Below are 22,801 nucleotides of genomic sequence, written 5' to 3' on the forward strand. Positions count from 1 at the left end.
CGAAGTACGTGTCGGTCACGTGGAAGTCCAGCGGCGGGCTCGCCAGGATGACGCCCGTCAGGCCGCCGAACAGGAACGTGATGATGAAACCCACCGAGAACAGCATGGGTGTCTCGAACGTCAGCTGTCCCCGCCACATCGTGCCGATCCAGTTGAAGAACTTGATGCCCGTGGGCACGGCGATCATGAAGCTCAGCAGCGAGAAGAACGGCAGCAGCACCGAGCCGGTGGCGAACATGTGGTGCGCCCACACGGCCATGGACAGGCCGCCGATGGAGATCGTGGCGTAGATGAGGCCCACGTAGCCGAAGCAGGGCTTGCGGGAGAACACCGGGAAGATCTCCGAGACGATGCCGAAGAACGGTAGCGCCACCACATACACCTCTGGGTGACCGAAGAACCAGAACAAGTGCTGGTACAGGATCACGCCACCGTTGGCCGGGTCGTAGATGTTGGCGTTGAAGTGCCGGTCGATGATGAGCCCCAGCAGCGCCGCCGCGAGCAGCGGGAAGATGAGCAGCACGAGGATCGAGGTGACGAGGATGTTCCAGGTGAAGATGGGCATCCGGAACATCGTCATGCCCGGCGCGCGGAGGGTGACCACCGTGGTGATCATGTTGACGCCGCCGAGGATGGTGCCCAGCCCGGAGAGCACCAGACCCATGATCCACAGGTCCGCGCCGGCACCCGGGGAGTACATCGAGTCCGACAGCGGCGTGTAGGCGAACCAGCCGAAGTCCGCCGCGCCGCCGGGGGTGATGAACCCGCCCAGGGTGATCAGCCCGCCGAACAGGTACATCCAGTACGCCATGGCGTTCAGGCGCGGGAAGGCGACGTCGGGCGCGCCGATCTGCAGCGGAAGGATGTAGTTGGCGAAGCCGAACACGATCGGCGTCGCATACAGCAGCAGCATGATCGTGCCGTGCATGGTGAACAGCTGGTTGAACTGCTCATTGGACAGGAACTGCTGCTCCGGCCGGGCCAGCTCACCACGCATCAGCAGGGCCATCAGACCGCCGACCATGAAGAAGGAGAAAGACGTGACCATGTAGAGGATGCCGATCGTCTTATGATCGGTGGTGGTCACCATCTTGTAGATGAAGGAGCCCTTCAGCCCCTTGCTCGGCGGATACGGCCGAGTAAGGGTTGGCTTAGGCGCTACGGCTGTCAACTGCTCCTCCTGACTAGGCATCCCGGGCACGAAGATGAGTGCCCGGGGAACGTCAAACGGCTTGCGCTTGCACTGATCCTAAACCCTAAACCACCCCACACTCGACCGGGTCCTACAGTTCGTCGTATTCACGGGTTCCGACGCTGGTGGCCCACCGTGACGGGCCCGGCTCCCTCCGGCCGGCGAACGCCCCGGGAACGGGCCCGGACGGCGGTGAAGACGAAGCACCGGGCACCGCGTTCTCACCACCGGACGACGGCGTCCTCGCCGACGACCGACACCCGCCCGACTGTGTTATATCGCCCGTCCGGCAGTGTTATAGCCCCCGCCCGACAGTGTTACTGTCGGGCGTCATGGTTCCAGCCCCGCGCCGTGCCGCGCCCCGTCACCGCATCCGCGGCGGAGCCGTCTCCCCCGTCCGCGTGCTCGTCACCCTCGCCGTCGCCGGCCTCGTGTCGGCCGGATGCGCGAGCATGTCGACGACGCCCGTCGACAGCGACGGCGTGCCGCGCAGCACCACCCGCATCGTCGGCGCCCCGGTGCTCGGCGTGGACCGCGAGCCCGGCGATGCCTGCGGCCCGGAGGCGCCCCTGGATCCGGGGGCTTCCCCCTCTCTCGACGCCGAGCGCATCGTCGCGGTCGGATACTCCGCGCTGGATACGCTGTGCGCGCTGGGCCTGCAGGACCGCGTGGTCGCCGTCGCCCCGCCCGCCGGCACCGCCCCGCTCCGCTATCTGGGCGGGTGGGCGGCACACGCGCCCGCCGTCGGGACTGCGGAGGACCCCGACGGGTCCGCAGTCCAGGCGGCCCGTCCTGACCTGATCCTCGTCGACCAGCAGGACGCGGTCGACGCCGGTCTCGGCGCTCCGCGCACGCGCACCGTGACCGTCCCGACCGCCGGGCCGTGGGAGGTCACGGTCGAATCGGTCGCCCAGGCGGTGGGACGCGACGCCGCGGCACGCGCGATGATCGGCCGCTTCACGGACACTGCGGCGACCACGGGCCACGACATCGCGGCCGCCCAGACGCAGGCCTCGGTGGCCCGGTTCACCTCCGACTCGCTGGGGATCCTCGGCCCCTCGTCCTTTGCCGGGCAGGTGTTGCAGCAGGTCGGCGTGCACCGTCCCCCCGCGCAGCGTTTCAGCTCGCCGTCCGTCCGCCCGGTGGACGGCGATGACCTGGCAGCGCTGGAGGGCGACGTGCTGTTCTTGTCGTTCGCGGGGAAGGACAGCGGCGACGCCGACGCCGGCGGCCACACCCCCGCCCTACGCCATGGCGAAGAGGTGATGGACTCGGACGCCTGGACGTCGATCGCGGTGACCGAGAATCGGACGTTCACCGTCGACGACGGCGTGTGGTCGCGGGGGCGGGGCCTCGTCGCCGCACGCGAGATCCTGGACGACGTCCGCGGGTCGCTCAACGCGTACGGCTGAGCGCGCAGGAGGCCCCGGCGCGGGTCACACAGAGTTTATTAGGGCTGACTTACCTCGGTCGGCCGTCCAATGCCATGATGCTGCCATGGAGATGTCATCTCATGGAAAGTCCGCGTCCGCATGCTCCGGGGGCCGGCGGGGCTCACGCGCCGCGGCGAGCGCACTCCTCGCCGCCGCCGTGGCCGCAGCACCGGCCCTCGTCCCCGCGACCGCAGTCGCCGCGCAGCCGCCGTCCGCGGAGCAGCAGACCGTCGAGCAGCCGGGCATCGAGGTCTTCGCCGCCGACGGGACGACGCCCCTGGGCGGCACCGCGGTCCGGTCCGGCGACACCATCGTCGTCAAGGGCCACGGCTTCGACCCGCGGGCGAACACCGAGGGCCTCCCCCTGCCCGTGCTGCCCGGCACCCCGCACGGCGTGTTCGTGGCATTCGGGGCATTCGCCCCGCAGTGGCGCCCGTCGCAGGGTGCGCCGTCCGATGCGCGCGACGGGCAGAATCGTTCGGCCACCGCGTGGGTGATGACCGACGAGGCCCTCGGCGCCGTGCCCGACGTGCCGTTCGATCTGCGCCGCACCATCCGGCAGCAGTGGGCGCCGATGGACGACGACGGTTCCTTCACCGCGCGTCTCACCGTCGCCCCGCCCGCCGCGGCCCCGGACGGCGCCCGGTACGGGGTGTACAGCTACGCCGCGGCCGGCGCGGTGAACGCCGAGGAGGAGCTCTTCGTGCCCGTGCGCTTCGACCCGGCCCCCGGTCCGAACACCCCGGTGCCGCCGGAGCCGGATCTGGTGTGGGGCTTCTCCCCCGGGTTCGACGGCCTCGTCACGGACACTCTGATGGGTGCTGCCGACGGAGACGACGGAGCCGCCGTGCGTGACGACGGGCGCTGGACGTTCCGGTCCGCGGGCGCCGACGTCGACCCCGCCACCGGGTTCGGCACCGCTCGTTACGAGGGCACCGTGGTGCTGTCGACGAAGTTCCATTTGCTCGAGATCGCCGTGTCCGACCCGTGGATCGAGTTCACTCCGGACGGCACCTGGCTGTCCGCCGAGACCTCGACGGGCGCGATGGTGGGGACCGACTCCATGAGCCGGGTCCGGTTGGCCCGGCTGGACCTGCCGGCCGACGCCGATCGGCGGTCCGCGGAGGACGTGACCGGCACCTTCACCGTGCCGACGGGCCAGCCGGACGTCCTGCTCCCCTACTCGGGGCAGCCGATAGCGCCGTTGGACTTCACCTACTGAGACGACGCATCCGCTCCGGCCCGGTGGCTCAGACTCCGACGGGGCGGAGCGGGTGCAGCGCGGGAGCCCCGGCGAGGTGTTCGCGCAGCGCCGAGGCGGCGAACTTGAGGTTCAGCCCCCGCATGTGGGCGTCCAGCGCGCCCTCGTCCGCCCACGTTTCGATGGTGACGAAGGTGCCCGGCGCGGCCGTCGAGGCGAACACCTCGTAGGACACGCAGCCGTTCTCCGCGCGGCTCTTGCCGGCGAGCTCGGTGAGCACGCGCTCCACCTCGGCCGCCGCGCCGTCCTTCGCATCCATCGTGGCCACGACCTTCACCTGCGGCATGCGCCGTCCTCCTTCGTCGTCAACATGATTCATGAACCACCCGCCGCTCGCGTGATCGGCGTGGCATCGCCGATCTTCAGCCGTCGTCCACCGTCAGGCCGAAGTCGCGCGCGTGCTCGAGCAGGGACTGCGCACGTGCCAGACGGGGCCGGTCACTGCCGTCGGCGATGCGGCTGCCGTCCTCCCCCAGCCGCGCGATGAGCTCCCGGGCTTTGGCTATTTCGTCGGCACCGGGGCTCAGGTGGGCATTTATCGCGGCGGTCTGCGCGGGGTGCAGCGCCAGCTTGCCGGTCATGCCCATGTCCGCGCTGATCGCGGTTTCGCGCGCCAGCACGTCCGGGTCGGCGTCCATCGTGGGGCCGTCGATGGGCGGCGCGCAGCCGCCGAGGTGGCTGGCCAGCACAAGCTGCGAACGCACGTACGCGAGCGCGAGCGCCCCACCGCCGATGCCGGTATCACGGCGGAAGTCGTTGAGCCCGAAGGCGAGCCGGACCACGGCCGGGACGGCGGCGATCTGCTTGGCGGACTCCAGCCCGGCGGCCGATTCGATGAGCGGAACGACGGGCACGCCGGCGCCCAGTTGTGCGGCCGTGCGGTCGACGTCACGCGGCGTGGAACTCTCCGCCAGCACGACGCCTGCCAGCCCCGGCCGACCGCGCAGCGCATCGACGTCGTCCCGCCAGTGCGTGGTGGTGACGGCGTTGATCCGCACCCACAATGCAGCACCCGATTGGAGCCGGCGGACGACGTCCTCGCGCGCGGAGACCTTGGCGTGCTCGGGCGTGCCGTCCTCGAGGTCGAGGATCACCGCGTCGGCCGCCGAGCCCTCCGCCGCCGAGATCCCGCCGGGGTCGCACGCCGGCACCAGCAGCCACGAGCGCGCGAGGGCCGACGGGATCGTGCTGCGCCCGCCCACCGGTCCGGTCATACGTCGCACGCTATCCGACTCCGCCGGGCCGGTGGGCCGATTCGCCCGGGACGGCCGGCGCTGCTAGAAGTCCCAGTCCTCGTCCTCCGTGTTGACCGCCTTGCCGATGACGTAGCTCGAGCCGGAGCCGGAGAAGAAGTCGTGGTTCTCGTCGGCGTTCGGGGACAGCGCCGACAGGATCGCCGGGTTCACGTCGGTCTCGTCCTTGGGGAACAGGCCCTCGTAGCCCAGGTTCATCAGCGCCTTGTTGGCGTTGTAGCGCAGGAACTTCTTGACGTCCTCGGTGAGGCCCACCTCGTCGTAGAGGTCCTGGGTGTACTCCACCTCGTTCTCGTAGAGCTCGAAGAGCAGCTCGAAGGTGTAGTTCTTCACCTCCTCGCGCTCCGCCTCCGTGAGCTTCTCGAGGCCCTTCTGGAACTTGTAGCCGATGTAGTAGCCGTGCACCGCCTCGTCGCGGATGATCAGCCGGATCACGTCTGCAGTGTTGGTGAGCTTCGCGTGGCTGGACCAGTACATGGGCAGGTAGAAGCCCGAGTAGAACAGGAACGACTCGAGCAGCGTGGAGGCGACCTTGCGCTTGAGCGGCTCGTCGCCCCGGTAGTAGTCGAGGACGATGCGAGCCTTGTTCTGCAGGTTCGCGTTCTCCTCCGACCAACGGAAGGCCTCGTCGATCTGCGGTGTGGAGCACAGCGTGGAGAAGATCGTCGAGTAGCTCTTGGCATGCACCGACTCCATGAACGCGATGTTGGTGTACACCGCCTCCTCGTGCGGGGTGATCGCGTCGGGGATGAGACTCACCGCGCCCACCGTGCCCTGGATGGTGTCCAGCAGCGTCAGCCCCGTGAACACACGCGTGGTGAGCTGCTGCTCGTACTCGGTCAGCGTGGCCCACGACGGGATGTCGTTGGACACCGGCACCTTCTCAGGCAGCCAGAAATTGCCGGTGAGGCGGTCCCACACCTCGGCGTCCTTCTCGTCGGGCACGCGGTTCCAGTTGATCGCCGAGACGCGGTCGATCAGCTTGACGCGCTTCCCGTCCGCCGGGCTGTGGGCTGTGGGTGCGGACATGTCGGTTCCTCGATTCCTCTCGTATCCGGGCACCGGATGCCGATATTGTCGAATATCCTGCTTCTCACGCCGGCGGGCAAGGATCGCCGCGTCTTCATCATCCGGGCCCGAGGCATCCACCTCGGGCCCGGGTTGCGTGCACACTCGCTGCATCACAACATGCAGCTGACGCAGCCTTCCACCTCGGTGCCCTCGAGCGCCATCTGCCGCACGCGGATGTAGTAGAGCGTCTTGATGCCCTTGCGCCAGGCGTAGATCTGCGCCCGGTTGACGTCGCGGGTGGTGGCGGTGTCCTTGAAGAACAGCGTCAGCGACAGGCCCTGGTCCACGTGCTGCGAGGCGGCCGCGTAGGTGTCGATGATCTTCTCGTAGCCGATCTCGTACGCGTCCTGGAAGTACTCCAGGTTGTCGTTGTCCATGTAGGGCGCCGGGTAGTAGACGCGCCCGATCTTGCCCTCTTTGCGGATCTCGATGCCCGAGGCCACCGGGTGGATCGAGCTGGTCGAGTTGTTGATGTAGGAGATCGACCCCGTGGGTGGCACTGCTTGGAGGTTCTGGTTGTAGATGCCGTGCGCCATCACCGACGCCTTGAGTTCGCGCCAGTCGTCCTGCGTGGGGATGGCGATGCCGGCGCCGGCGAACAGCTCCCGCACCCGTTCCGTCGCCGGCTCCCACACGCGCTCGGTGTACTTGTCGAAGAACTCGCCGCTGGCGTACTGGGACTCCAGGAAGCCGGCGAAGTGGCTGCCCCGCTCAATGGCGAGGCGGTTGGAGGCCCGCAGCGCGTGGTACAGCACCGTGTAGAAGTACATGTCGGTGAAGTCCACGCCTTCGTCGGACCCGTAGTGGATCCGCTCGCGGGCCAGGTACCCGTGCAGGTTCATCTGGCCCAGCCCGATGGCGTGCGATTCGCTGTTGCCCCGCTCGATCGACGGCACCGAGTCGATGTGCGTCTGGTCGGACACCGCGGTGAGCGCCCGGATGGACACCTCGATGGTGCGCGCGAAGTCCGGCGAGTCCATGGCTTTGGCGATGTTGAGCGAGCCGAGGTTGCAGGAGATGTCCTTGCCCACGTGCGCGAAGGTGAGGTCCTCGTTGAGCTGCGACGGCGTGGACACCTGCAGGATCTCCGAGCACAGGTTGGAGTGCGTGACCTTCCCGGCGATCGGGTTCGCCCGGTTCACCGTGTCCTCGAACATGATGTAGGGGTAGCCGGACTCGAACTGTAGCTCGGCGAGCGTCTGGAAGAACTCGCGCGCCTTGATCTTGGTCTTGCGGATGCGCTGGTCGTCCACCATCTCGTAGTACGTCTCGGTGATGTTGACGTCCGCGAAAGGCTTGCCGTACACGCGCTCCACGTCGTACGGGGAGAACAGGTACATGTCGTCGTTGCGTTTGGCCAGCTCGAAAGTGATGTCCGGGATGACCACGCCCAGCGAGAGCGTCTTGATGCGGATCTTCTCGTCGGCGTTCTCGCGCTTGGTGTCGAGGAACCGGTAGATGTCCGGGTGGTGCGCCTGCAGGTAGACCGCGCCGGCGCCCTGCCGCGCGCCCAGCTGGTTGGCGTAGGAGAAGGAGTCCTCCAGCAGCTTCATCACGGGGATGACGCCCGAGGACTGGTTCTCTATCTTCTTGATGGGCGCGCCGTGCTCGCGGATGTTGCTCAGCAGCAGCGCCACCCCGCCGCCGCGCTTGGACAGCTGCAGCGCCGAGTTGATCGAGCGCCCGATGGACTCCATGTTGTCCTCGATGCGCAGCAGGAAGCAGGACACGGGCTCGCCGCGCTGCATCTTGCCGGCGTTGAGGAACGTGGGGGTCGCCGGCTGGAAGCGGCCGTCGATGATCTCGTCCACCAGCTGCTCGGCCAGGACGGTGTCGCCGTCGGCCAGGCTCAGCGCCACCATGCACACCCGGTCTTCGAAGCGCTCCAGGTAGCGCTTGCCGTCGAAGGTTTTGAGCGTGTACGAGGTGTAGTACTTGAACGCGCCGAGGAACGTGGGGAACCGGAACTTCTTGGCGTATGCGCGGTCGAACAGGCCCTTGACGAAATCACGCCCGTAGCGGTCCAGGACCTCGGGGTCGTAGTAGTGCTTCTCCACCAGGTAGTCGAGCTTCTCGTCGATGTTGTGGAAGAAGACGGTGTTCTGGTTGACATGCTGCAGGAAGTACTGCCGCGCGGCCGCCCTGTCCTTGTCGAACTGGATGCGGCCGTCCGCGTCGTACAGGTTGAGCATCGCGTTGAGGGCGTGGTAGTCGAGCTCCGTCTCGTCGCCGGCGCCGGTCACGTCGATGCGCTCGCGGCCGCCTGCAGGTGCCTCGTCTGTGATGGTCGGTGCCACTGGTCGCTCTCCTGGAAGTGTTGCAGGCCCGCACGGACACGCTCGATGTCCTCCGCGGTGCCCATGAGTTCGAAGCGGTACAGGTACGGAACCTGACATTTGTATGCGATCACGTCCCCTGCCGAACAGAACGAGTCGCCGAAATTCGAGTTTCCGGCGGCGATGACCCCGCGGATCAGCTGCCGGTTGTGGATGTCGTTGAGGAACTTGATGACCTGCTTGGGCACGTACCGCGTGTCGCGGCCCGTGGCCGTGGTGCCGCCGCCGTAGGTGGGGCAGACGAGCACGTACGGCTCATCCACCCGGAAACCGCCGGACGGCAGGTGGAGTGGGATGCGCACGGCAGGAAGGCCGAGTCGCTCGATGAATCTGTGCGTGTTCTCCGAAACGCTGGAGAAATAGACCAATGACGGCATGGGGACCTCCACGACGCGAATCGATGACCGGCCCCCGGTGACCACCGGGAGTCTTCCCTGCCCGGCCGGCGGCCGGGCGCCCGATCAGGCAGCCACCGCGGTGAGCGCCTTGATGCGGTCCGGGCGGTAGCCGGACCAGTGGGAGTCGCCGACGACCACGACGGGGGCCTGCAGGTACCCGAGCGCCATGACGTAGTCACGCGCGTCGGCGTCCTCGGAGATGTCGACGACGTCGTACGCGAGGCCGGCCTTGTCGAGGGCCTTGTAAGTGGCGTTGCACTGGACGCAGGCGGGCTTGGTGTAGACGGTGATGCTCATCTCTGATGGACCCTCTCTCGACGGTGACTGCACCCTGATTACGACGTGTCAGGCGAGCCGCGCGGGAGCGCCTTCCCTTCCCCGAGAGAGCGCCTGTACCTCAGTGCCCGCACCCCCGCTCCACTAGCGTGGACCGGCCGGATTCGCAACCGGAAACCGGACGTTTCGGGGGCTCGGATCCACCGGAACCGCTGTTGCCCTGCTGACGTCCTAGACACTACACCTAGTGGTGCCTTTTGCAAGACTTCCCATAACTTGTGAGTGACACGCCTGATATTCGCTGGTCGGAGGGTCGCGCGGCACCGGGCGGACGGTCCCGTTCGGCGTGTCGCAGTGCGCCGCGGCCATTCGCCACCGCAGCGCCGCCGGAGCGACTAGATTGGCCGGGTGCGGGCCCCTCCGCGCACGCCGCCCGGGGGCCGCCGGAGGCCGGCAGCAGTCGAGTCCGGCAACCACAGCAGAATACGAAAAGAGGTCCGACGTGGCGACACCCGTCCGTGAAGACGAGGGCACCATCACCGGCGTGGGCGGGGTGGAGCTGTACTGGCGCAGCTGGACGCCCACCGAGGCTCCGCCGAAGGGGCTCGTCGTCCTCGTGCACGGCATGGGCGAGCATTGCGGGCGGTACGACCACGTGGCCGACGCCCTCCTCGCCCGCGGCTACGCGGTGGCCGCGCACGACCACCGCGGGCACGGCCGCTCCGGCGGACGCCGCAGCTACATCGACCGCATGGACAACCTCGTCGCGGACATCGGCACCGCGTTCGATCGTGCCCGCGCGACGGTGCCCGGCGTCCCGGCGGTGATGGTGGGACACAGCATGGGAGGACTGTCCTCGGCACTGTGGGCCGTCGACAACCAGGACCGGCTGGCAGGACTGGTGCTCAGCGGCCCGCTCGCCGCCATGGACCAGGCCAACGCCGTCACCAAGGCCGTCGCCCGCGCACTGTCCGCGACGGTGCCCACGCTGGGCATGGTCGCCGTCGACGCGAGCGCACTCAGCCACGACCCCACCGTGGGCGAGGACTACCGGGCGGATCCGCTCGTGTTCTCCGGCAAGCTGCCCGCACGGACCGCCGCCGAGCTGATGGGGGCCGTCGACGCCGTGCAGCGCCGCGCGCCCGAGCTGCGGTTGCCGCTGCTGATCATGCACGGCGAGCTCGACACCCTCGCCCCGCCGCGCGGCTCGCAGGACTTGTTCGACAAGGCCGTTTCCGCGGACAAGCACCGCACCGTCTACGACGGCATGTACCACGAGATCTTCAACGAGGTCGACCGCGCGCGGGTGCTCGGCGAGCTGACCGACTGGATCGACGCGCACATGGCGTGACGCCGGCCCTCCGTGTTCGGTGGACTCTTGGCTGGTTTTCCGCCGGATTCCGACCAAATGTCCACCAAACGCCGGAGCGACCGCGGCGCCGGACACCGCTATTTCGTGCGGACGAATCCGGGGCTACCTGCGTGGGTGACGATCGACGCCCCCTTCATCGGCAGCGCCCATACCGAGGACACAGGCAAGTCGCTCAGACGGAACACCGCAGTCGTCACAGTGCCCTCGACGTCGGCTGACTCCAACGCGAGCCGGCCGGCCAGCTGCGGGTCTGCGGCCAGTACGTCGGCGACCGCGTCTGCATTCCGCTGCGCATCCGCCGCGCTCGCCTGATGGTAAGCGACGATCAGGCGCGGCGCACCGCCGGAAAGCTTCAGGCCAATCCCCACCGCATCGAAAGCCGCGGGCATCGAACGCGCATCGCCGGACGTACGGACCGGCAGCATCGCCGAGTAAACATGCCGGGCGTCGAGCGATGACGCCACCGCAGCGCGACCCGTGTCGTCGACGGCGGTCGTAACGTCGCCTTTGACAAGCGCATTCAGGGCCTCGGCCGAGGTGGAGACCGCCAGGTCCTGCCCGAACATCGCCATGTGCAGCGGCGCGCCGTTCCATCGCGCTGCGGTGGAACGGCTCAGGTCCACCGCTTCGTCTTCTCCCGAACCGAACGTCCACATCCCGTTCTTCTGTCCCCCCGCCGCCGCGTCTACGGCTGCCGCTAGGTCGATCGGCTCGTCCATACTTGCGGAGAGCACGGCGAACCGTGATTGATTCGCAGCGTCTGCGGCGAAGCAGCCGACGTCGGCAATGCCCACGCCGATCTCGTCCGCCACTGCAGCTTGCTGCGCGGCGGCAACGGAGAACAGCGCCGGTGTCAGCACGGAGACGCCACGGTCGCCGTCTCCGGATCCCCCGCCGCCGATCGCCCCGATCGCATTCAGCCAGACGGACACCGCCGCCGGATCACTTCGTTCCGGGCGCTGCACGCCAGCAGCCACCGTGGCTGCGTCCAGGTCGCCAGTCGTGAAGTACCCGGTGTCACCGGCATCTGGCGCGGGCAATCGCGCCAGAGCCCCGGACACGGTGCACAGCGGGTCCGGGGCGGACGCTCCGTCCGCAGCTACGGACTCGCCGGCTGCGGCCGAACCCGCGGGCTCCACCGCGGAGGCACATCCAGCGAGCGCCACTGCCGCCGCCATAGTGACCGACGCTGCGAGCAGAACATTGCGCTGCGAACTCATGGGCGTGGACTCTATCGGAACGTCCGATCCCTCAGCCCGCGCCGAGCCTCCCAGCGACCCACGCGCCCAACTCCCGCGCGCAGTGATCGACCCTGTCGAGCCAGTCCATCGCCGACTCGTCCGCATCATCGCTGACGTACTTGACCAGCCGCACCGGCGTGCCCAGCAGGGTGCACGCGCGGGCGACGGCGAAGCCCTCCATGTCCACCAGGTCGGCGTCCTGCGCGAGGCGGGTACGCACGGCCGGGTCCGAGACGAACGTGTCGCCCGTCGCCAGCACACTGCCGTCACCGTCCGGCAGTTCGATGCGGTCGACCAGCGGGTATCCGAGCGCGCGCAGCGCCTCCGAGCTGATGTCGTGATTGGTCACCGCGGACGGGAGGTACAGCCCCGAGTGCCCGTCGTGCAGCGCCCCGGCCGTGCCGACGTTCACGACGGTGATGTCCCCCGGGCCCTGCGATCCGGTGCGCCCGACGGCGCGCAGGATCGCCGCCGTCGTCGCGGCCGCCGCGTCCACCTTGCCGATCCCGCAGATCAGCGTCTCCACGCCGCTCGGCAGGTGCGCCGCCTCGGACGCCGTCGCCGAGACCACCAGCAGCCGTCGCCGGTCCGGAAAGCCCGAGTCCTCGCCGCGCCCCGTCGCTGCACTCACCAAAGCCGCATCACCGTCCGCCATCGTCGTGCTCCATCGCCGCGCGCGTCCGGCCGGGGCCCGGTGCCGCCGACCGCACTACAGTCCACCACATGGACCGCGCGAACGAACTGCAGCAGACGATCGCCCGCGAGCTCGGTGTGCGACCCGAGATCGGCCCGGCCGCCGAGATCGAGGCGCGCATCGGCTTCCTCGCCGACTATCTGCGGTCGACGCCCGCGCGCGGCTTCCTCCTGGGCATCAGCGGCGGCCAAGACAGCACCCTCGCGGGACGCCTGTGCCAGCTGGCGGCGGAACGCCTGCGCGAGGAGGGTATGGACGACGCCCGCTTCGTCGCCGTGCGCCTCCCCTACGGCACGCAGGCGGACGAGGACGACGCGCAGGCGGCGCTGCGGTTCATCGCGCCGGACGAGGCCGTGACTGTGGACATCAAACCCGGCGCGGACGCGGTGTCGGAGGCGGCGGCCGCGGCGCTGCGCACTCCGGCGGACGGTTCCGCGGAACAGCCGGCCGGGCTGCGGGACTTCGTGCGCGGCAACGTCAAAGCCCGGGTGCGGATGGTCGCCCAATACGCGCTCGCCGGGCAGCGCGGCCTGCTGGTGGTGGGCACCGACCACGCCGCCGAGGCCGTCACCGGCTTCTATACGAAGTTCGGCGACGGCGCGGTGGACCTGACGCCGCTGACCGGCCTGACCAAGCGTCAGGGTGCGGCGCTGCTGCGCGAGCTCGGCGCACCGCCGCAGACATGGGAGAAGGTGCCGACCGCCGATCTCGAGGACGACCGCCCCGCGCTGCCCGATGAGGAGGCACTCGGCGTCGCCTACCGCGACATCGACGACTACTTGGAGGGCCGGGGCGTCGACGACGCCGTGGCCGCGCGCATCGAGCACCTGTACACGATCAGCCGGCACAAGCGCGCCATGCCGGCGAGCCCGCTCGACACCTGGTGGCGTTGATCACAGGTCTTGTCTCCGCCGGTGGGCCGCTGCGGATGTAGCGTCATCGCGTGACTCGCAGAGCGCTCGGCGCACGGCACCCGGCGCGGTTCGTCGTACTCGGATTCGCCGGGGCGGTCGCCGTCGGGTCCCTCCTGCTGATGCTTCCGGTCGCGACGACGGACGGATCCACGGCCTCCCCGCTCACCGCGCTGTTCACGGCCACGTCCGCGGTGTGCGTCACCGGCCTGGTGGTGGTCGACACGGGCGGCTACTGGTCGACGTTCGGCGAGGTCGTGATCATCGCCCTTATCCAGATCGGCGGCCTCGGCATCATGGCGCTCGCGTCGCTGCTCGGGTTGCTCGTCGCCCGCCGGATGGGCCTGAAGATGCGCCTCGCCGCGCAGACCGAGACCAAGGCGACCGGGCTCGGCGACAGCCGCGTCGTGGTCCTGGGCGTGATCCGGCTCAGCCTCGCCGTAGAGGCCGTCATCGCCGTGCTGCTCACTCTCCGCTTCGCACTGCACTACGGCGAGCCGATCGGCCGGGCCGCCTACCTCGGTGTGTTCCACGCGGTTTCCGCGTACAACAACGCCGGCTTCGCACTGTGGCCGGACAGCCTCACCCGCTTCGCGACGGACCCGTGGATCATCGCGCCGATCAGCGCGGCGATCATCATCGGCGGGCTCGGATTCCCGGTCGTCATCGAGGTGCTCCGCGCGGCCCGCCGCCGGCTGCGCCGCGAACGGCGCCGTCCGCACTGGTCGCTGCACACCAAGATCACGCTGATCGCCTACGGGGTGATCGCGCTGCTCGGCATCGTCGCGATCACCGCGATCGAGTGGAGCAACCCGCGCACGCTCGGGCCGTTGGGCACGCCCGGGTCCCTGTTGACCGGCGCCTTCAGCGCGATCTCGCCGCGCACCGCCGGCTTCAACGCCGTCGACATCGCAGGGATGCACCCGGCGACTCTGCTTATCACGGACGTAATGATGTTCATCGGCGGCGGCAGCGCCGGTACGGCCGGCGGCATCAAAGTGACCACCTTCGCCCTTCTCGCGTTCGTCATCATCACGGAGGCCCGCGGCGAGCCGACCGTGCACGTGATGGGCCGCCGCCTCGCGGGAAGCGTGCAGCGTCAGGCCGTGTCCGTGGCGCTGCTCGGGGTCGGCGCGGTGTTCGCCTCCGCGGTAGCGCTCATGCTGCTCACGCCGTACAACCTCAACGACGTACTGTTCGAGGCCACCTCCGCGTTCGCCACGGTCGGCCTGTCCACGGGTATCACCGCCGACCTCCCCGGCGCCGCACAATCAATCCTGATCGGTCTGATGTTCCTCGGCCGGCTCGGCCCGATCACCTTCGCTTCAGCGCTGGCCCTCCGCGACCGCGGGCGCCGCTACGAACTACCCGAGGAGCGACCGATCGTTGGCTGATTCACATCGCATGACACGCATGACCGCCCCGGTGACGGTGCTCGGCCTCGGCCGGTTCGGCAGATCGCTGGCGGAGGAACTGGAAAAGCGCGGCACCGAAGTGCTCGGCATCGATGCGGACGCCGTGCTGGTGCAGCAGGTGAGCGAGACGCTGACGCACGCCGCCGTCGCCGACACCACCGATCCGCAGGCGCTCGCACAGCTCGGCGTGCCCGAGTTCCGCAGGGCGGTGGTCGGCATCGGCACCGACCTCGAGGCGAGCATCCTCACCACCTCGGCGCTCGCCGATGCCGGAATCCCGCACATCTGGGCGAAGGCCACCAGCCGCCAGCACGGGAAGATCCTCGAGCGCGTCGGGGCGCACCACGTGGTGTTGCCCGAGCACGACATGGGCGAGCGCGTGGCGCACTTGGTCACCGGCCGGATGCTCGACTTTGTCGCCTTCGAGGAGGACTACGCGATGGTGAAGACCACCGCACCCGCGGTCCTCGCCGGCAAGACGCTGCTCGAAAGCGATTCGCGACGCAGGTTCGGGATCACGGTGGTGGCCGTCAAGCACCGCGGCGCGGAGTTCACGCACGCGTCGGTGGACACGGTGATCGAAGCCGAAGACCTCCTCATCGTCGCGGGCCGCACCCGGAGGGTCGAGGAGTTCGCGGAACTGAGCTGACGCTGCCCATCAGCCCGTGCCGTCGCCCTCCGCAGCACCGTTGCTCCGGCGCAGTGCCGCCATGAGGTCGTGGAACTCCACCGACCGCTGCAGCGCCGGGCTCAGCACCGCGCGTACCGGCACCCGCAGCCGACGCTCGGATTCATGCAGCAGGCTCAGCCCGGCCACAGGCGTGCCGCCCGCCGACTCCGCATAAAGCACCGTCCAGGCGCGCGGCTGGGTGATGACCTCCAGCGACGCGGTGTGATCGGCCGGGATCGGCGGCCCCAGCCGCACCTTGCGGCCGATCTCCTGGAAGGCGCGCTCCACCACCTGGTGGATGAGCACCTGGCTGTGACGCGCCGGCAGAAGCAGCGGATAGTCGCCCAGGGCACGCAGATCCACGGTGCCCGACGTGGCCAGCGGGTGCCGACGCGACATCGCCACCAGAAGGTCCTGCATGCCCAGGCTCACCGACTGCAGACCGGGGCGGTCCACCTCGCCCCGGATCAGCGCGACGTCCGCGTCGCCGCTGGTGACCGCGACCATCCTGTCCGCGAAGTCCCGAAGCACGAACTCGATGTCGAGGTTGGGGTGCACCTCGCGCACGGCGGCGATCGCCTCGAGGCTCTGCGCGGCGAAGCTCATGTTGGCGGTGATGCGGATCCGGTTGCGCGGCTCACGGACGACCTCCCGCGCTTTCGCCTCGACGGCCAGGGCTTCCGCCGCCACGGGCATGAGCCGCTCGCCCGCCGCCGTCAGCTCCACGTTGCGGGTGGAGCGGTCGAACAGCTTCACCCCCACGTCCTGCTCGAGCTTGGCGATCTGGTGGCTGATCGCCGATTGCGAGACGTAGCAGCGCTCCGCCGCCTGCGAGAAACTCCTGAGCTGCCCGACGGCGGTGAAGTAGCGCAGCTGCCGAAAGTCCATGCGCCCAGGATATGCAGCCGCGCCCGGCGGCCCGGGCGCCGGAGTGGCCGGCCCGCCCCCGCCGCCGGTCGGACCACTTATGACCGATCGAGATAGGAGTTTGCCGATATCTCCGGATCGGTGGTAAACGGTCGCGGCGCTCCATACGGTGAGGACATACGGGCGGAGAGCAGCTCCCCCGTCGACGCAGTTGAAGTCACCGGAACAAAAACCCCGGTACGGTGCCGCGCCGCCGGAACTCCGCCCCGTCGAGACCCGACAGCGCACAGAGGAGATGGAGGTCGCCGTGACGACACAGGTTGCGCAGAACGCACAGAACGCAGCGGACGCCGCCCGCAAGGATCGTGGGGACGTCGAGCGCACCGAGGTGGTCATCGTCGGTTCCGGCTTCGGCGCACTGGCCGCCGCGAAGAAGCTGGCCAAGGCCAAGGTCCCGTTCGTGCTCATCTCCGAGACCACCGAACACCTCTTCCAGCCGCTGCTCTACCAGGTGGCCACCGGCGTGCTCTCGCCCGGCGAGATCGCCCCGCCCATCCGCGCGGTACTGGCCAAGTACCCCACTGCCGACGTCCGCCTGGGCCGCGTCGTCGACGTCGATCCCGACCGCCGCGAGGTGGTCTACGAGGCCGGCGGCGAGCGGCTGCGACTCGGCTACACCACGCTCATCGCGGCCACCGGCGCCCGCCAGGCGTACTTCGGCAACGACCACTTCGCCGATGTCACCTTCGCGCTCAAGACCATCGACGACGCCGAGCGGCTGCGCCACCAGATCCTGCGGTGCTTCGAGGAGGCGCACACCACCACCGACCCGCAGCGGCGGCGCGACCTGCTCACGTTCGTCGTGATCGGCGCCGGCGCCACGGGCGTGGAGCTCGGCGGCCAGATCAAGGAACTCGCCCAGCGCTATTTCGCCACCTCGCTGCACGACCTCAAACCCGAGGACGTCACGGTGAAGATCATCGAGGGCGCCGACAAGGCCCTGCCCCCGTTCGGCGGCAAGCTCAGCGAGTACGTGGCCGACTCGCTGGAGAAGGACGGCGTCGACGTGGTGCTCGGCACTTTCGTCACCGACATCGACGCGCACGGCGCGACGCTCAAGGACGCGAAGACCGGCGAAGAGAGGCGCGTCACCGCCGAGACCATCATCTGGTCGGCGGGCGTGCAGGCCAACGACTTCGCCCGCGTGCTGGCCGAGCGCACCGGCTGCGAGGCCGACCGCGCCGGCCGCCTGCTGGTCAACGACGACCTCACCGTAGGCGGGCGCGCGGACATCTTCGCCGTGGGCGACATGATGTCGCTGCACAGCCTGCCAGGCCAGTCGCCGGTGGCGATGCAGGGCGGGCGGCACGCGGCGGCCATCGCGTCCGGCAAGCGCGACGCCGGCACCCCGTTCCAGTACCGCGACAAGGGGTCGATGGCCATCATCAACCGGTTCCGGGCGATCACCCGCATCGGGAAGATCGAGCTCACCGGCTTCGTCGCCTGGGTCCTGTGGCTGGCGGTGCACCTGATGTACATGGTGGGCTTCCGCAACCGATACGTCGCCGTGATGTCCTGGGTAGGGTCGTTCCTGGGCCGCCACCGCCCGCACTTCCACTACGCGCAGCAGCGCATGCCGGCTACCACCGCAGACGGTGGTGCCGACGCCGCTGCCGAAAGTGTGGCCGATGGCGCGGAGACCGCGCAGTCGCCCGCGCCGGTGGCGGCGCCCGCGACGATCACAGCGGGGCATGCCGAAGAATCCGAGACCTGGCGCCGCGAGCAGGCCGAGCGTCGAATCCCGGTGCACTCGTCCTCGTAGCCGCGGAGAGAACGGCACACCGAAGCCCGCGGGTCGGCACGCATCGTGCCGGCCCGCGGGCGTTCGCGCATCCGTCGACGGAGGCGGTGCATCACCGTCGCCTCTGCGCGCGCTGACCGCCAGCCCGTTCAAGTCCGTGTACGTCTCCGCCAAGCACGGCGTGCTCGGCCTTGTCCGCACGATCGCGCTCGAGGGCGCCGAATCCGGCGTCACCTCGGCCGCCCTCTGCCCGGCGTACGTGCGCACGCCTCTGGTGGAAAAGCAGATCAGCGACCAGGCGCGCGCCCATGGCATGGCCGAAGACGAGGTGGTGGCGCGGGTCATGCTCGAGCGGCAGGCGGTGAAGAGGCTCATCGGGCCCGACGAGGTCGCTCGCCTTCCTCCTGACCCCGGCCAGGGCCGCCGACGGTGAGCGTCCCCGTGACCAGTTCGTTCCGGACGAAGAGGTGCTCGACGATCCACAGGTAGAACGGGCCGGCGATGTCCTGGGTCCATTCGAACCAGTCGGTGAAGTCGTTGAAACGCTCCACATGTGCGGGGTCGTCGATGTGCGCCCACAGGTCCATCACGCGCTCGGCCTCGCCGGCGGGCTCGAGCATCTTGAACGCCAGCAGCTGGTTGCGCCCGCGGTACCGTCCTCGGCCCAGCCATCGCCCGGTAGGGCCGCATCGGATCGCCGGCGCCCGTGGCCTTCATCCACTCGCGGATCGCCGAGCGCCCCGCGTGGAAGTCGATGGGAGCGCCGCCGACCGACAGCGAATGCACTGCCCCGGGACGCAGCGCCGCGTAGATGGAGGCGAGCCAGCCGCCCTGGCAGTCGCCTATGAGGTTGACCCGCCCGCCCAGCCTGCCGACCTCGTCGTCGAGGAACCCGATGTAGTCCTCGATGGTGGACCCGGCGGTCTCGGCGGTGACGGGAAGCCAGTCCAGGCAGTCGAAACTACCCAGCCCGGCCTCCAGAGCGGTGCGGATCTGCGACTGTTCCGGCGAGTAGTCGACGATCGAGGAGGCGCGCCCGGCCTGCGGGGGCAGCACCAGCGTGGGCACCGCCGAAGTGCCGGTGGAGAAGTCGAGCACCCGTGCCTGCGGCCAGTTCTGCACCACCGTGTGCTCCGTGTTCCACCCGGGGGTGCGGCGCCGGGTGACGGCGCGGAATCACACCGCCGTGTCGTTGAGCACGGTCGCAGGGCCGGTGCCGCGCCGTGCTGCCGAGCGCAGATACCCCGTCCAGCCGGACGTCCACGCGGACGAGATCTCCCAGGGCGCACGAGCCCAGGCGGTGCGCTAGGACGGGACACGGGTCTGCGTTGCCATCATCCGACTCCTGACGAAGAGACACCCCGCGTCTACTCGCGAGTATCCCCGACGTTAGCCGGTCCACTGCTAACGCGCTCAGAATCGCGCCGACACGTTGTGCCCGGTTCCGCGTCGCGGTGTGGCGCGCGGCGCGGCGGCTAACCCCCGGCCTGCCGGTACGCGATGGAAGGGGAAAGACCCGATACAGGTCCACCGTGGATCGGAGAGGCCCCATGCACACCTTCACCCGCACCTTCGTCGGCGCCGCGGGCGCCGCCGCACTGAGCGCAGGCCTGTTCGCGGGAGTCGCCGGTGCCGCGCCCAGCGGTTCCATCGCGGACTCCCCTGTCGGCTTCGGCGCATTCGTGCTCACCAGCGGAACCGACGCAGCGGGGCTGATCTGTCCCCCGGACGTCGGCACCCATCCCGATCCGGCGCAGGCATGCGATTCCATCCGGAAGGCCGGCGGCAATTTCGAAGCGCTACCCCGAGACATGCACGTGCTGTGTCCGATGATCTACATGCCCACCCCGGCGCGTGCGGTCGGCGTGTGGGTCGACGCGGGCGGGCCCCGCATCGTCGATTACTCCCACACCTACGGAAACGGTTGCGTCGCTGCGGCCGCATCGGGCGGCGTGTTCGGCTTCTGACCCGCGGCCGTTCGGCAGGTGGCCGCCGACGGCACCAACCGTATGGCGGTGCACGTCGGGGGCGCATCGCCCTCGGCCCTGACGGCATGCTCCACGCGGGGGTGGGCGATGCCGGCGCCGGATCCCGCGCCCAGAACCTCGGGCCCCTCACCGCAACGTCCAGGGCTTCGAATGGGCGGAGGACGGCACGATGTTCGCCTCGGAGTTCGGGCGGAGCACGTGGGACTGACTGAACATCATCAAGCCGGGCGGCAACCACGGGTGGCCGGTCGTCGAGGGGATCGCGGGCGAACCGGAGTACGTCGACCCCGTGCAGCAGTGGAATCCGGCCGACGCGGGCTGACGCCACAGAACAAAAATCGACCGGAGGGCGATGAGCCCTCCGGTCGATTGGAATCCGGTGGAGCTAAGGGGACTCGAACCCCTGACCCCCACACTGCCAGTGTGGTGCGCTACCAGCTGCGCCATAGCCCCGTACTGAAACCAGTGTAGCCGTTCGCGGAACCGATTCCGCGATCGGCCTTGTGACCTCGTATTGCCGCACGGTTGCTCCCCGCGCTGCCTCAGCAAAGTTACACGATCACGCCTGTCAGCACCAAATCGCCTGGGCAGGCGTCGGTGGCCCGAGCATGCGCACCCGCCATCCGGCCGCGGTCACCGCCCACCGGTGGTCGGCGCGACGGTGGACGGGGCCGGCGTGGCGTGCGCGTTGAGCACGTCTGCCAGCCATTCCGAGCGGGAGATCTTCACCTCGCCGGCCCCCTGATACACGGACGGGGTGATGGTGGAGCCTCCCGACAGCGCGGCCAGCGAGGACCGAGCCGCGGACGCGGCGGCCTTCTCCGCGTCCACCTGGGCACCGTCCGCGATGCAGGACACCGCGGGCTCGTCGGCGCCGAGCCGCTGCGCCATGTGCGCCAGCTGCGCGTCGCTGATGTCCGACTTGCCGCCCTCGCGAGGCTGCACCCCCTTGGTGAACAGGACGTCACGGAACTTCGAATACGCGACCGCGTCCCCCGACAAAGCGACGCACCGCGCCGCGGCGGCCGCCCGCGTGGAGTAGTCGCCGGAGGGCGACTTGCCATCGAGGATGGTGATCGAGTGGTACCGCACGGCCAGCCGGCGCCCCGTGATCGCCGAATACACCGAATCCCCGTACAGGTCGGTGAACTGCCCGCACGCCTCGCAGTAGTAGTCCTCGTAGACGTCGAGGATCACCGGCGCGTTCGCGATCCCGAGCCGTATCGCACCGTCCGCGTCCACCGCCACGGGCACGCCCACGACGGATGCGATGCCCATGCGCTTCAGGTCCGGCGACGCGCCGCCGGCCGCGGGGGACGCCGACGCGGTGGTGTCAGGAACCGAGGAGTCGGGAGCGGGAGCGCCGGGATCGGAGTCGTCGGCGCCCGATCCACACCCGGCGAGCACGCCGGCCACGAGTGCCGCGCCGGCCACCACGGCGACGGCACGGCGGCGCCCGGAACGCGGAGACCGGTATCGCCGCCCCGCGTCGATCGTGCCGCCTGCATCCATCGTCTGTCCGCGCACTCCGTCTCCTCCCGGCAGGCCCACCGCTTTCCACCTTTCCATGTCCGTGCCCCGCCTGTGCGGGCAGCGCCCGGGAAAACGCTTCCGCCCTGCCGCGTCCTCATCGGACGGACAGGGCGGAACGGCCGTCGACCGCGCGCGGTGGTGACGGGTCGTCAGCGGCTCACTGTGCGGTGAGCTGCGTGATCCAATCGGCCGACTGGATGTTGACCTTCTTGCCGTCGTGCATGACTGTGGGGGTGCTCACCTGGCCGCCGGTCTGGTCGGACAGCTGCTGCATGGACGACTGCGCGCCCGCCTTCGCCGCGTCGACCTTCGCGCCGTCGGCGATGCACGAGACCACCGCGTCGTCCGCACCGACCTGCTTGGCCACCTCGGAGAGCTGGGAGTTGCTGAGGTCGGTCGAGCCGTTCTCCTCCGGCTTGACACCGTCCTGGAACAGGGCGCTGTGGAACTTGGAGAACAGCGCTCCGTCACCCGTGTCCGCCACGCACAGCGCCGCACCGGCCGCACGCGTGGAGTAGTCGCCGCTGGCCGAGTACTTGTTGAGGAAGTCCAGCATGTGGTAGTGGACCGCCATCTGGCCGTTGTCGATGGCCTGGTTGATCGCGCCGCCGAACTGGTGCTCGAACATGGCGCACGCCGGGCACAGAAAGTCCTCGTAAGCGTCGATCTTCACCGGCGCGTTCGGGTCGCCCAGCAGCACCCCGCCGTTGTCGATGACCTTGACCGGGGTGCCTTCCTGGACCGACCCGTACCCCTCGGCCTGCACCTCGGTGTCCTTGGTGTTCGGCAAGACCACGAAGATCACGATCAACACGATGATCGCGACGATCGCGACGCCGCCGAGCACGTAGGTGAGCAGGGCGTCGTTGCGCTTATTGTTCCCCAGCTTCGCGGCGTTGTACTTCTTCGGTGGTTTCTTGGAGCTCACCTTGCGTCATCCGTCCTTTTCTCCGAGCGGCCCCGCCGCGGGCGCGGCGGGAGCGGCTCGTCAATGGGTGTCGTCGACCGGGCCCGGTCAAGCCCGGCGGGCGGAGTAACCGCCGATGCGGTCGTCAACGCGATGCCGTTCCGGCCGTGCCGGACGCGCCT

Annotated in this window: 23 protein-coding genes and 1 tRNA gene; 10 read left to right on the forward strand and 14 right to left on the reverse strand. The window is 69.3% G+C overall.

Going from position 1 to position 22,801, the window contains the following annotated elements; genetic code table 11:
* Positions 1 to 1,171: cbb3-type cytochrome c oxidase subunit I (locus tag JJ683_RS07615; RefSeq protein ID WP_200172744.1), on the reverse strand; the 1,171-nt coding region annotated here is incomplete at its 3' end.
* A 353-nt stretch (positions 1,172 to 1,524) separates the two neighbouring features.
* Between JJ683_RS07615 and JJ683_RS07620 the strand changes: the two genes are divergently transcribed.
* Positions 1,525 to 2,604, forward strand: a complete 1,080-nt coding sequence (locus tag JJ683_RS07620; protein WP_200172746.1) for an ABC transporter substrate-binding protein — start codon at positions 1,525 to 1,527, stop codon at positions 2,602 to 2,604.
* Positions 2,605 to 2,689: 85 nt separating this feature from the next.
* The gene (locus JJ683_RS07625) at positions 2,690 to 3,847 is read left to right on the forward strand and encodes an HtaA domain-containing protein (protein WP_242474497.1); all 1,158 of its coding nucleotides are present in this window, start codon (positions 2,690 to 2,692) and stop codon (positions 3,845 to 3,847) included.
* Between the two features lie 28 nt (positions 3,848 to 3,875).
* Here JJ683_RS07625 and JJ683_RS07630 read toward each other — a convergent pair whose 3' ends face one another.
* The 6 genes from JJ683_RS07630 to nrdH form a co-directional block, all read right to left on the reverse strand.
* Positions 3,876 to 4,172, reverse strand: coding sequence for a putative quinol monooxygenase (locus JJ683_RS07630; protein WP_200172748.1), 297 nt, complete (start codon positions 4,170 to 4,172; stop codon positions 3,876 to 3,878).
* Positions 4,173 to 4,248: 76 nt separating this feature from the next.
* Complete coding sequence (locus JJ683_RS07635) at positions 4,249 to 5,100, reverse strand: HpcH/HpaI aldolase/citrate lyase family protein (RefSeq protein WP_200172750.1); 852 nt, start codon at positions 5,098 to 5,100, stop codon at positions 4,249 to 4,251.
* 63 nt (positions 5,101 to 5,163) lie between these two features.
* Positions 5,164 to 6,168 (reverse strand): class 1b ribonucleoside-diphosphate reductase subunit beta, encoded by a 1,005-nt coding sequence (gene nrdF, locus JJ683_RS07640; RefSeq protein WP_200172752.1) that lies wholly within the window; start codon positions 6,166 to 6,168, stop codon positions 5,164 to 5,166.
* 152 nt (positions 6,169 to 6,320) lie between these two features.
* A complete protein-coding gene (nrdE, locus tag JJ683_RS07645; RefSeq protein ID WP_372435261.1) occupies positions 6,321 to 8,507 on the reverse strand; it encodes a class 1b ribonucleoside-diphosphate reductase subunit alpha in 2,187 nt (728 codons plus the stop codon).
* Complete coding sequence (gene nrdI, locus JJ683_RS07650) at positions 8,450 to 8,923, reverse strand: class Ib ribonucleoside-diphosphate reductase assembly flavoprotein NrdI (RefSeq protein WP_242474498.1); 474 nt, start codon at positions 8,921 to 8,923, stop codon at positions 8,450 to 8,452. Before nrdI ends, nrdE begins: the two co-directional genes overlap by 58 nt.
* 84 nt (positions 8,924 to 9,007) lie before the next feature.
* Entirely contained in the window at positions 9,008 to 9,241 is a 234-nt protein-coding gene (gene nrdH, locus JJ683_RS07655; RefSeq protein ID WP_200172755.1) for a glutaredoxin-like protein NrdH, read from the reverse strand.
* Between the two features lie 481 nt (positions 9,242 to 9,722).
* Here nrdH and JJ683_RS07660 point away from each other — a divergent pair, with 481 nt between their 5' ends.
* Positions 9,723 to 10,571 carry an alpha/beta hydrolase gene (locus tag JJ683_RS07660; protein ID WP_200172757.1) on the forward strand — a complete coding sequence of 283 codons (849 nt, stop codon included), beginning with the start codon at positions 9,723 to 9,725 and terminating at the stop codon, positions 10,569 to 10,571.
* Positions 10,572 to 10,669: 98 nt separating this feature from the next.
* Here JJ683_RS07660 and JJ683_RS07665 read toward each other — a convergent pair whose 3' ends face one another.
* Positions 10,670 to 11,653, reverse strand: coding sequence for a hypothetical protein (locus tag JJ683_RS07665; protein ID WP_200172759.1), 984 nt, complete (start codon positions 11,651 to 11,653; stop codon positions 10,670 to 10,672).
* A gap of 190 nt (positions 11,654 to 11,843) precedes the next feature.
* On the reverse strand, positions 11,844 to 12,488 hold the full coding sequence (locus JJ683_RS07670; RefSeq protein ID WP_200172761.1) for a nucleosidase: 645 nt from the start codon (positions 12,486 to 12,488) through the stop codon (positions 11,844 to 11,846).
* Positions 12,489 to 12,556: 68 nt separating this feature from the next.
* Here JJ683_RS07670 and nadE point away from each other — a divergent pair, with 68 nt between their 5' ends.
* The 3 genes from nadE to JJ683_RS07685 are packed head-to-tail and all read left to right on the forward strand — an operon-like array spanning position 12,557 to position 15,502.
* Positions 12,557 to 13,420, forward strand: a complete 864-nt coding sequence (gene nadE, locus JJ683_RS07675; protein ID WP_200172763.1) for an NAD(+) synthase — start codon at positions 12,557 to 12,559, stop codon at positions 13,418 to 13,420.
* A 50-nt stretch (positions 13,421 to 13,470) separates the two neighbouring features.
* On the forward strand, positions 13,471 to 14,832 hold the full coding sequence (locus JJ683_RS07680) for a TrkH family potassium uptake protein (RefSeq protein ID WP_307810754.1): 1,362 nt from the start codon (positions 13,471 to 13,473) through the stop codon (positions 14,830 to 14,832).
* Positions 14,833 to 14,851: 19 nt separating this feature from the next.
* A complete protein-coding gene (locus JJ683_RS07685; protein WP_200172839.1) occupies positions 14,852 to 15,502 on the forward strand; it encodes a potassium channel family protein in 651 nt (216 codons plus the stop codon).
* 9 nt (positions 15,503 to 15,511) lie between these two features.
* Here JJ683_RS07685 and JJ683_RS07690 read toward each other — a convergent pair whose 3' ends face one another.
* Positions 15,512 to 16,411, reverse strand: coding sequence for a LysR family transcriptional regulator (locus tag JJ683_RS07690; RefSeq protein WP_200172765.1), 900 nt, complete (start codon positions 16,409 to 16,411; stop codon positions 15,512 to 15,514).
* Between the two features lie 367 nt (positions 16,412 to 16,778).
* Between JJ683_RS07690 and JJ683_RS07695 the strand changes: the two genes are divergently transcribed.
* Complete coding sequence (locus JJ683_RS07695; RefSeq protein ID WP_307810759.1) at positions 16,779 to 18,212, forward strand: NAD(P)/FAD-dependent oxidoreductase; 1,434 nt, start codon at positions 16,779 to 16,781, stop codon at positions 18,210 to 18,212.
* A complete protein-coding gene (locus tag JJ683_RS19015) occupies positions 18,142 to 18,624 on the forward strand; it encodes an SDR family oxidoreductase (protein ID WP_242474499.1) in 483 nt (160 codons plus the stop codon). Before JJ683_RS07695 ends, JJ683_RS19015 begins: the two co-directional genes overlap by 71 nt.
* Here JJ683_RS19015 and JJ683_RS07705 read toward each other — a convergent pair.
* Positions 18,563 to 18,811 (reverse strand): DUF3141 domain-containing protein, encoded by a 249-nt coding sequence (locus JJ683_RS07705; protein WP_242474500.1) that lies wholly within the window; start codon positions 18,809 to 18,811, stop codon positions 18,563 to 18,565. The genes JJ683_RS19015 and JJ683_RS07705 overlap by 62 nt on opposite strands.
* A gap of 440 nt (positions 18,812 to 19,251) precedes the next feature.
* Here JJ683_RS07705 and JJ683_RS07710 point away from each other — a divergent pair, with 440 nt between their 5' ends.
* Both JJ683_RS07710 and JJ683_RS07715 read left to right on the forward strand, forming a co-directional pair.
* Entirely contained in the window at positions 19,252 to 19,500 is a 249-nt protein-coding gene (locus tag JJ683_RS07710) for a hypothetical protein (RefSeq protein WP_200172769.1), read from the forward strand.
* Positions 19,501 to 19,741: 241 nt separating this feature from the next.
* Positions 19,742 to 20,158, forward strand: a complete 417-nt coding sequence (locus JJ683_RS07715; RefSeq protein ID WP_200172771.1) for an SSI family serine proteinase inhibitor — start codon at positions 19,742 to 19,744, stop codon at positions 20,156 to 20,158.
* A 401-nt stretch (positions 20,159 to 20,559) separates the two neighbouring features.
* Here JJ683_RS07715 and JJ683_RS07720 read toward each other — a convergent pair.
* The 3 genes from JJ683_RS07720 to JJ683_RS07730 form a co-directional block, all read right to left on the reverse strand.
* Positions 20,560 to 20,632, reverse strand: a tRNA-Ala gene (locus JJ683_RS07720).
* A gap of 180 nt (positions 20,633 to 20,812) precedes the next feature.
* Positions 20,813 to 21,706 carry a DsbA family protein gene (locus JJ683_RS07725; protein WP_200172773.1) on the reverse strand — a complete coding sequence of 298 codons (894 nt, stop codon included), beginning with the start codon at positions 21,704 to 21,706 and terminating at the stop codon, positions 20,813 to 20,815.
* A gap of 163 nt (positions 21,707 to 21,869) precedes the next feature.
* A complete protein-coding gene (locus JJ683_RS07730) occupies positions 21,870 to 22,640 on the reverse strand; it encodes a DsbA family protein (protein ID WP_200172775.1) in 771 nt (256 codons plus the stop codon).
* Positions 22,641 to 22,801 lie beyond the last annotated feature (161 nt).

It is taken from the genome of Tomitella cavernea, assembly GCF_016599145.1.
In the GTDB taxonomy this organism is placed as follows: Bacteria; Actinomycetota; Actinomycetes; order Mycobacteriales; family Mycobacteriaceae; genus Tomitella; species Tomitella cavernae.

What these genes read in the sequence shown, in the direction of transcription:
- JJ683_RS07620 (WP_200172746.1), top strand. Translation starts at nt 1,525, where the DNA reads ATGGTTCCAGCCCCGCGCCGTGCCGCGCCCCGTCACCGCATCCGCGGC.
- JJ683_RS07625 (WP_242474497.1), top strand. Translation starts at nt 2,690, where the DNA reads ATGGAGATGTCATCTCATGGAAAGTCCGCGTCCGCATGCTCCGGGGGC.
- JJ683_RS07630 (WP_200172748.1), bottom strand. Translation starts at nt 4,172, where the DNA reads ATGCCGCAGGTGAAGGTCGTGGCCACGATGGATGCGAAGGACGGCGCG.
- JJ683_RS07635 (WP_200172750.1), bottom strand. Translation starts at nt 5,100, where the DNA reads ATGACCGGACCGGTGGGCGGGCGCAGCACGATCCCGTCGGCCCTCGCG.
- nrdF (WP_200172752.1), bottom strand. Translation starts at nt 6,168, where the DNA reads ATGTCCGCACCCACAGCCCACAGCCCGGCGGACGGGAAGCGCGTCAAG.
- nrdI (WP_242474498.1), bottom strand. Translation starts at nt 8,923, where the DNA reads ATGCCGTCATTGGTCTATTTCTCCAGCGTTTCGGAGAACACGCACAGA.
- nrdH (WP_200172755.1), bottom strand. Translation starts at nt 9,241, where the DNA reads ATGAGCATCACCGTCTACACCAAGCCCGCCTGCGTCCAGTGCAACGCC.
- JJ683_RS07670 (WP_200172761.1), bottom strand. Translation starts at nt 12,488, where the DNA reads ATGGCGGACGGTGATGCGGCTTTGGTGAGTGCAGCGACGGGGCGCGGC.
- nadE (WP_200172763.1), top strand. Translation starts at nt 12,557, where the DNA reads ATGGACCGCGCGAACGAACTGCAGCAGACGATCGCCCGCGAGCTCGGT.
- JJ683_RS07685 (WP_200172839.1), top strand. Translation starts at nt 14,852, where the DNA reads ATGACCGCCCCGGTGACGGTGCTCGGCCTCGGCCGGTTCGGCAGATCG.
- JJ683_RS07690 (WP_200172765.1), bottom strand. Translation starts at nt 16,411, where the DNA reads ATGGACTTTCGGCAGCTGCGCTACTTCACCGCCGTCGGGCAGCTCAGG.
- JJ683_RS19015 (WP_242474499.1), top strand. Translation starts at nt 18,142, where the DNA reads ATGCCGAAGAATCCGAGACCTGGCGCCGCGAGCAGGCCGAGCGTCGAA.
- JJ683_RS07705 (WP_242474500.1), bottom strand. Translation starts at nt 18,811, where the DNA reads ATGCTCGAGCCCGCCGGCGAGGCCGAGCGCGTGATGGACCTGTGGGCG.
- JJ683_RS07715 (WP_200172771.1), top strand. Translation starts at nt 19,742, where the DNA reads ATGCACACCTTCACCCGCACCTTCGTCGGCGCCGCGGGCGCCGCCGCA.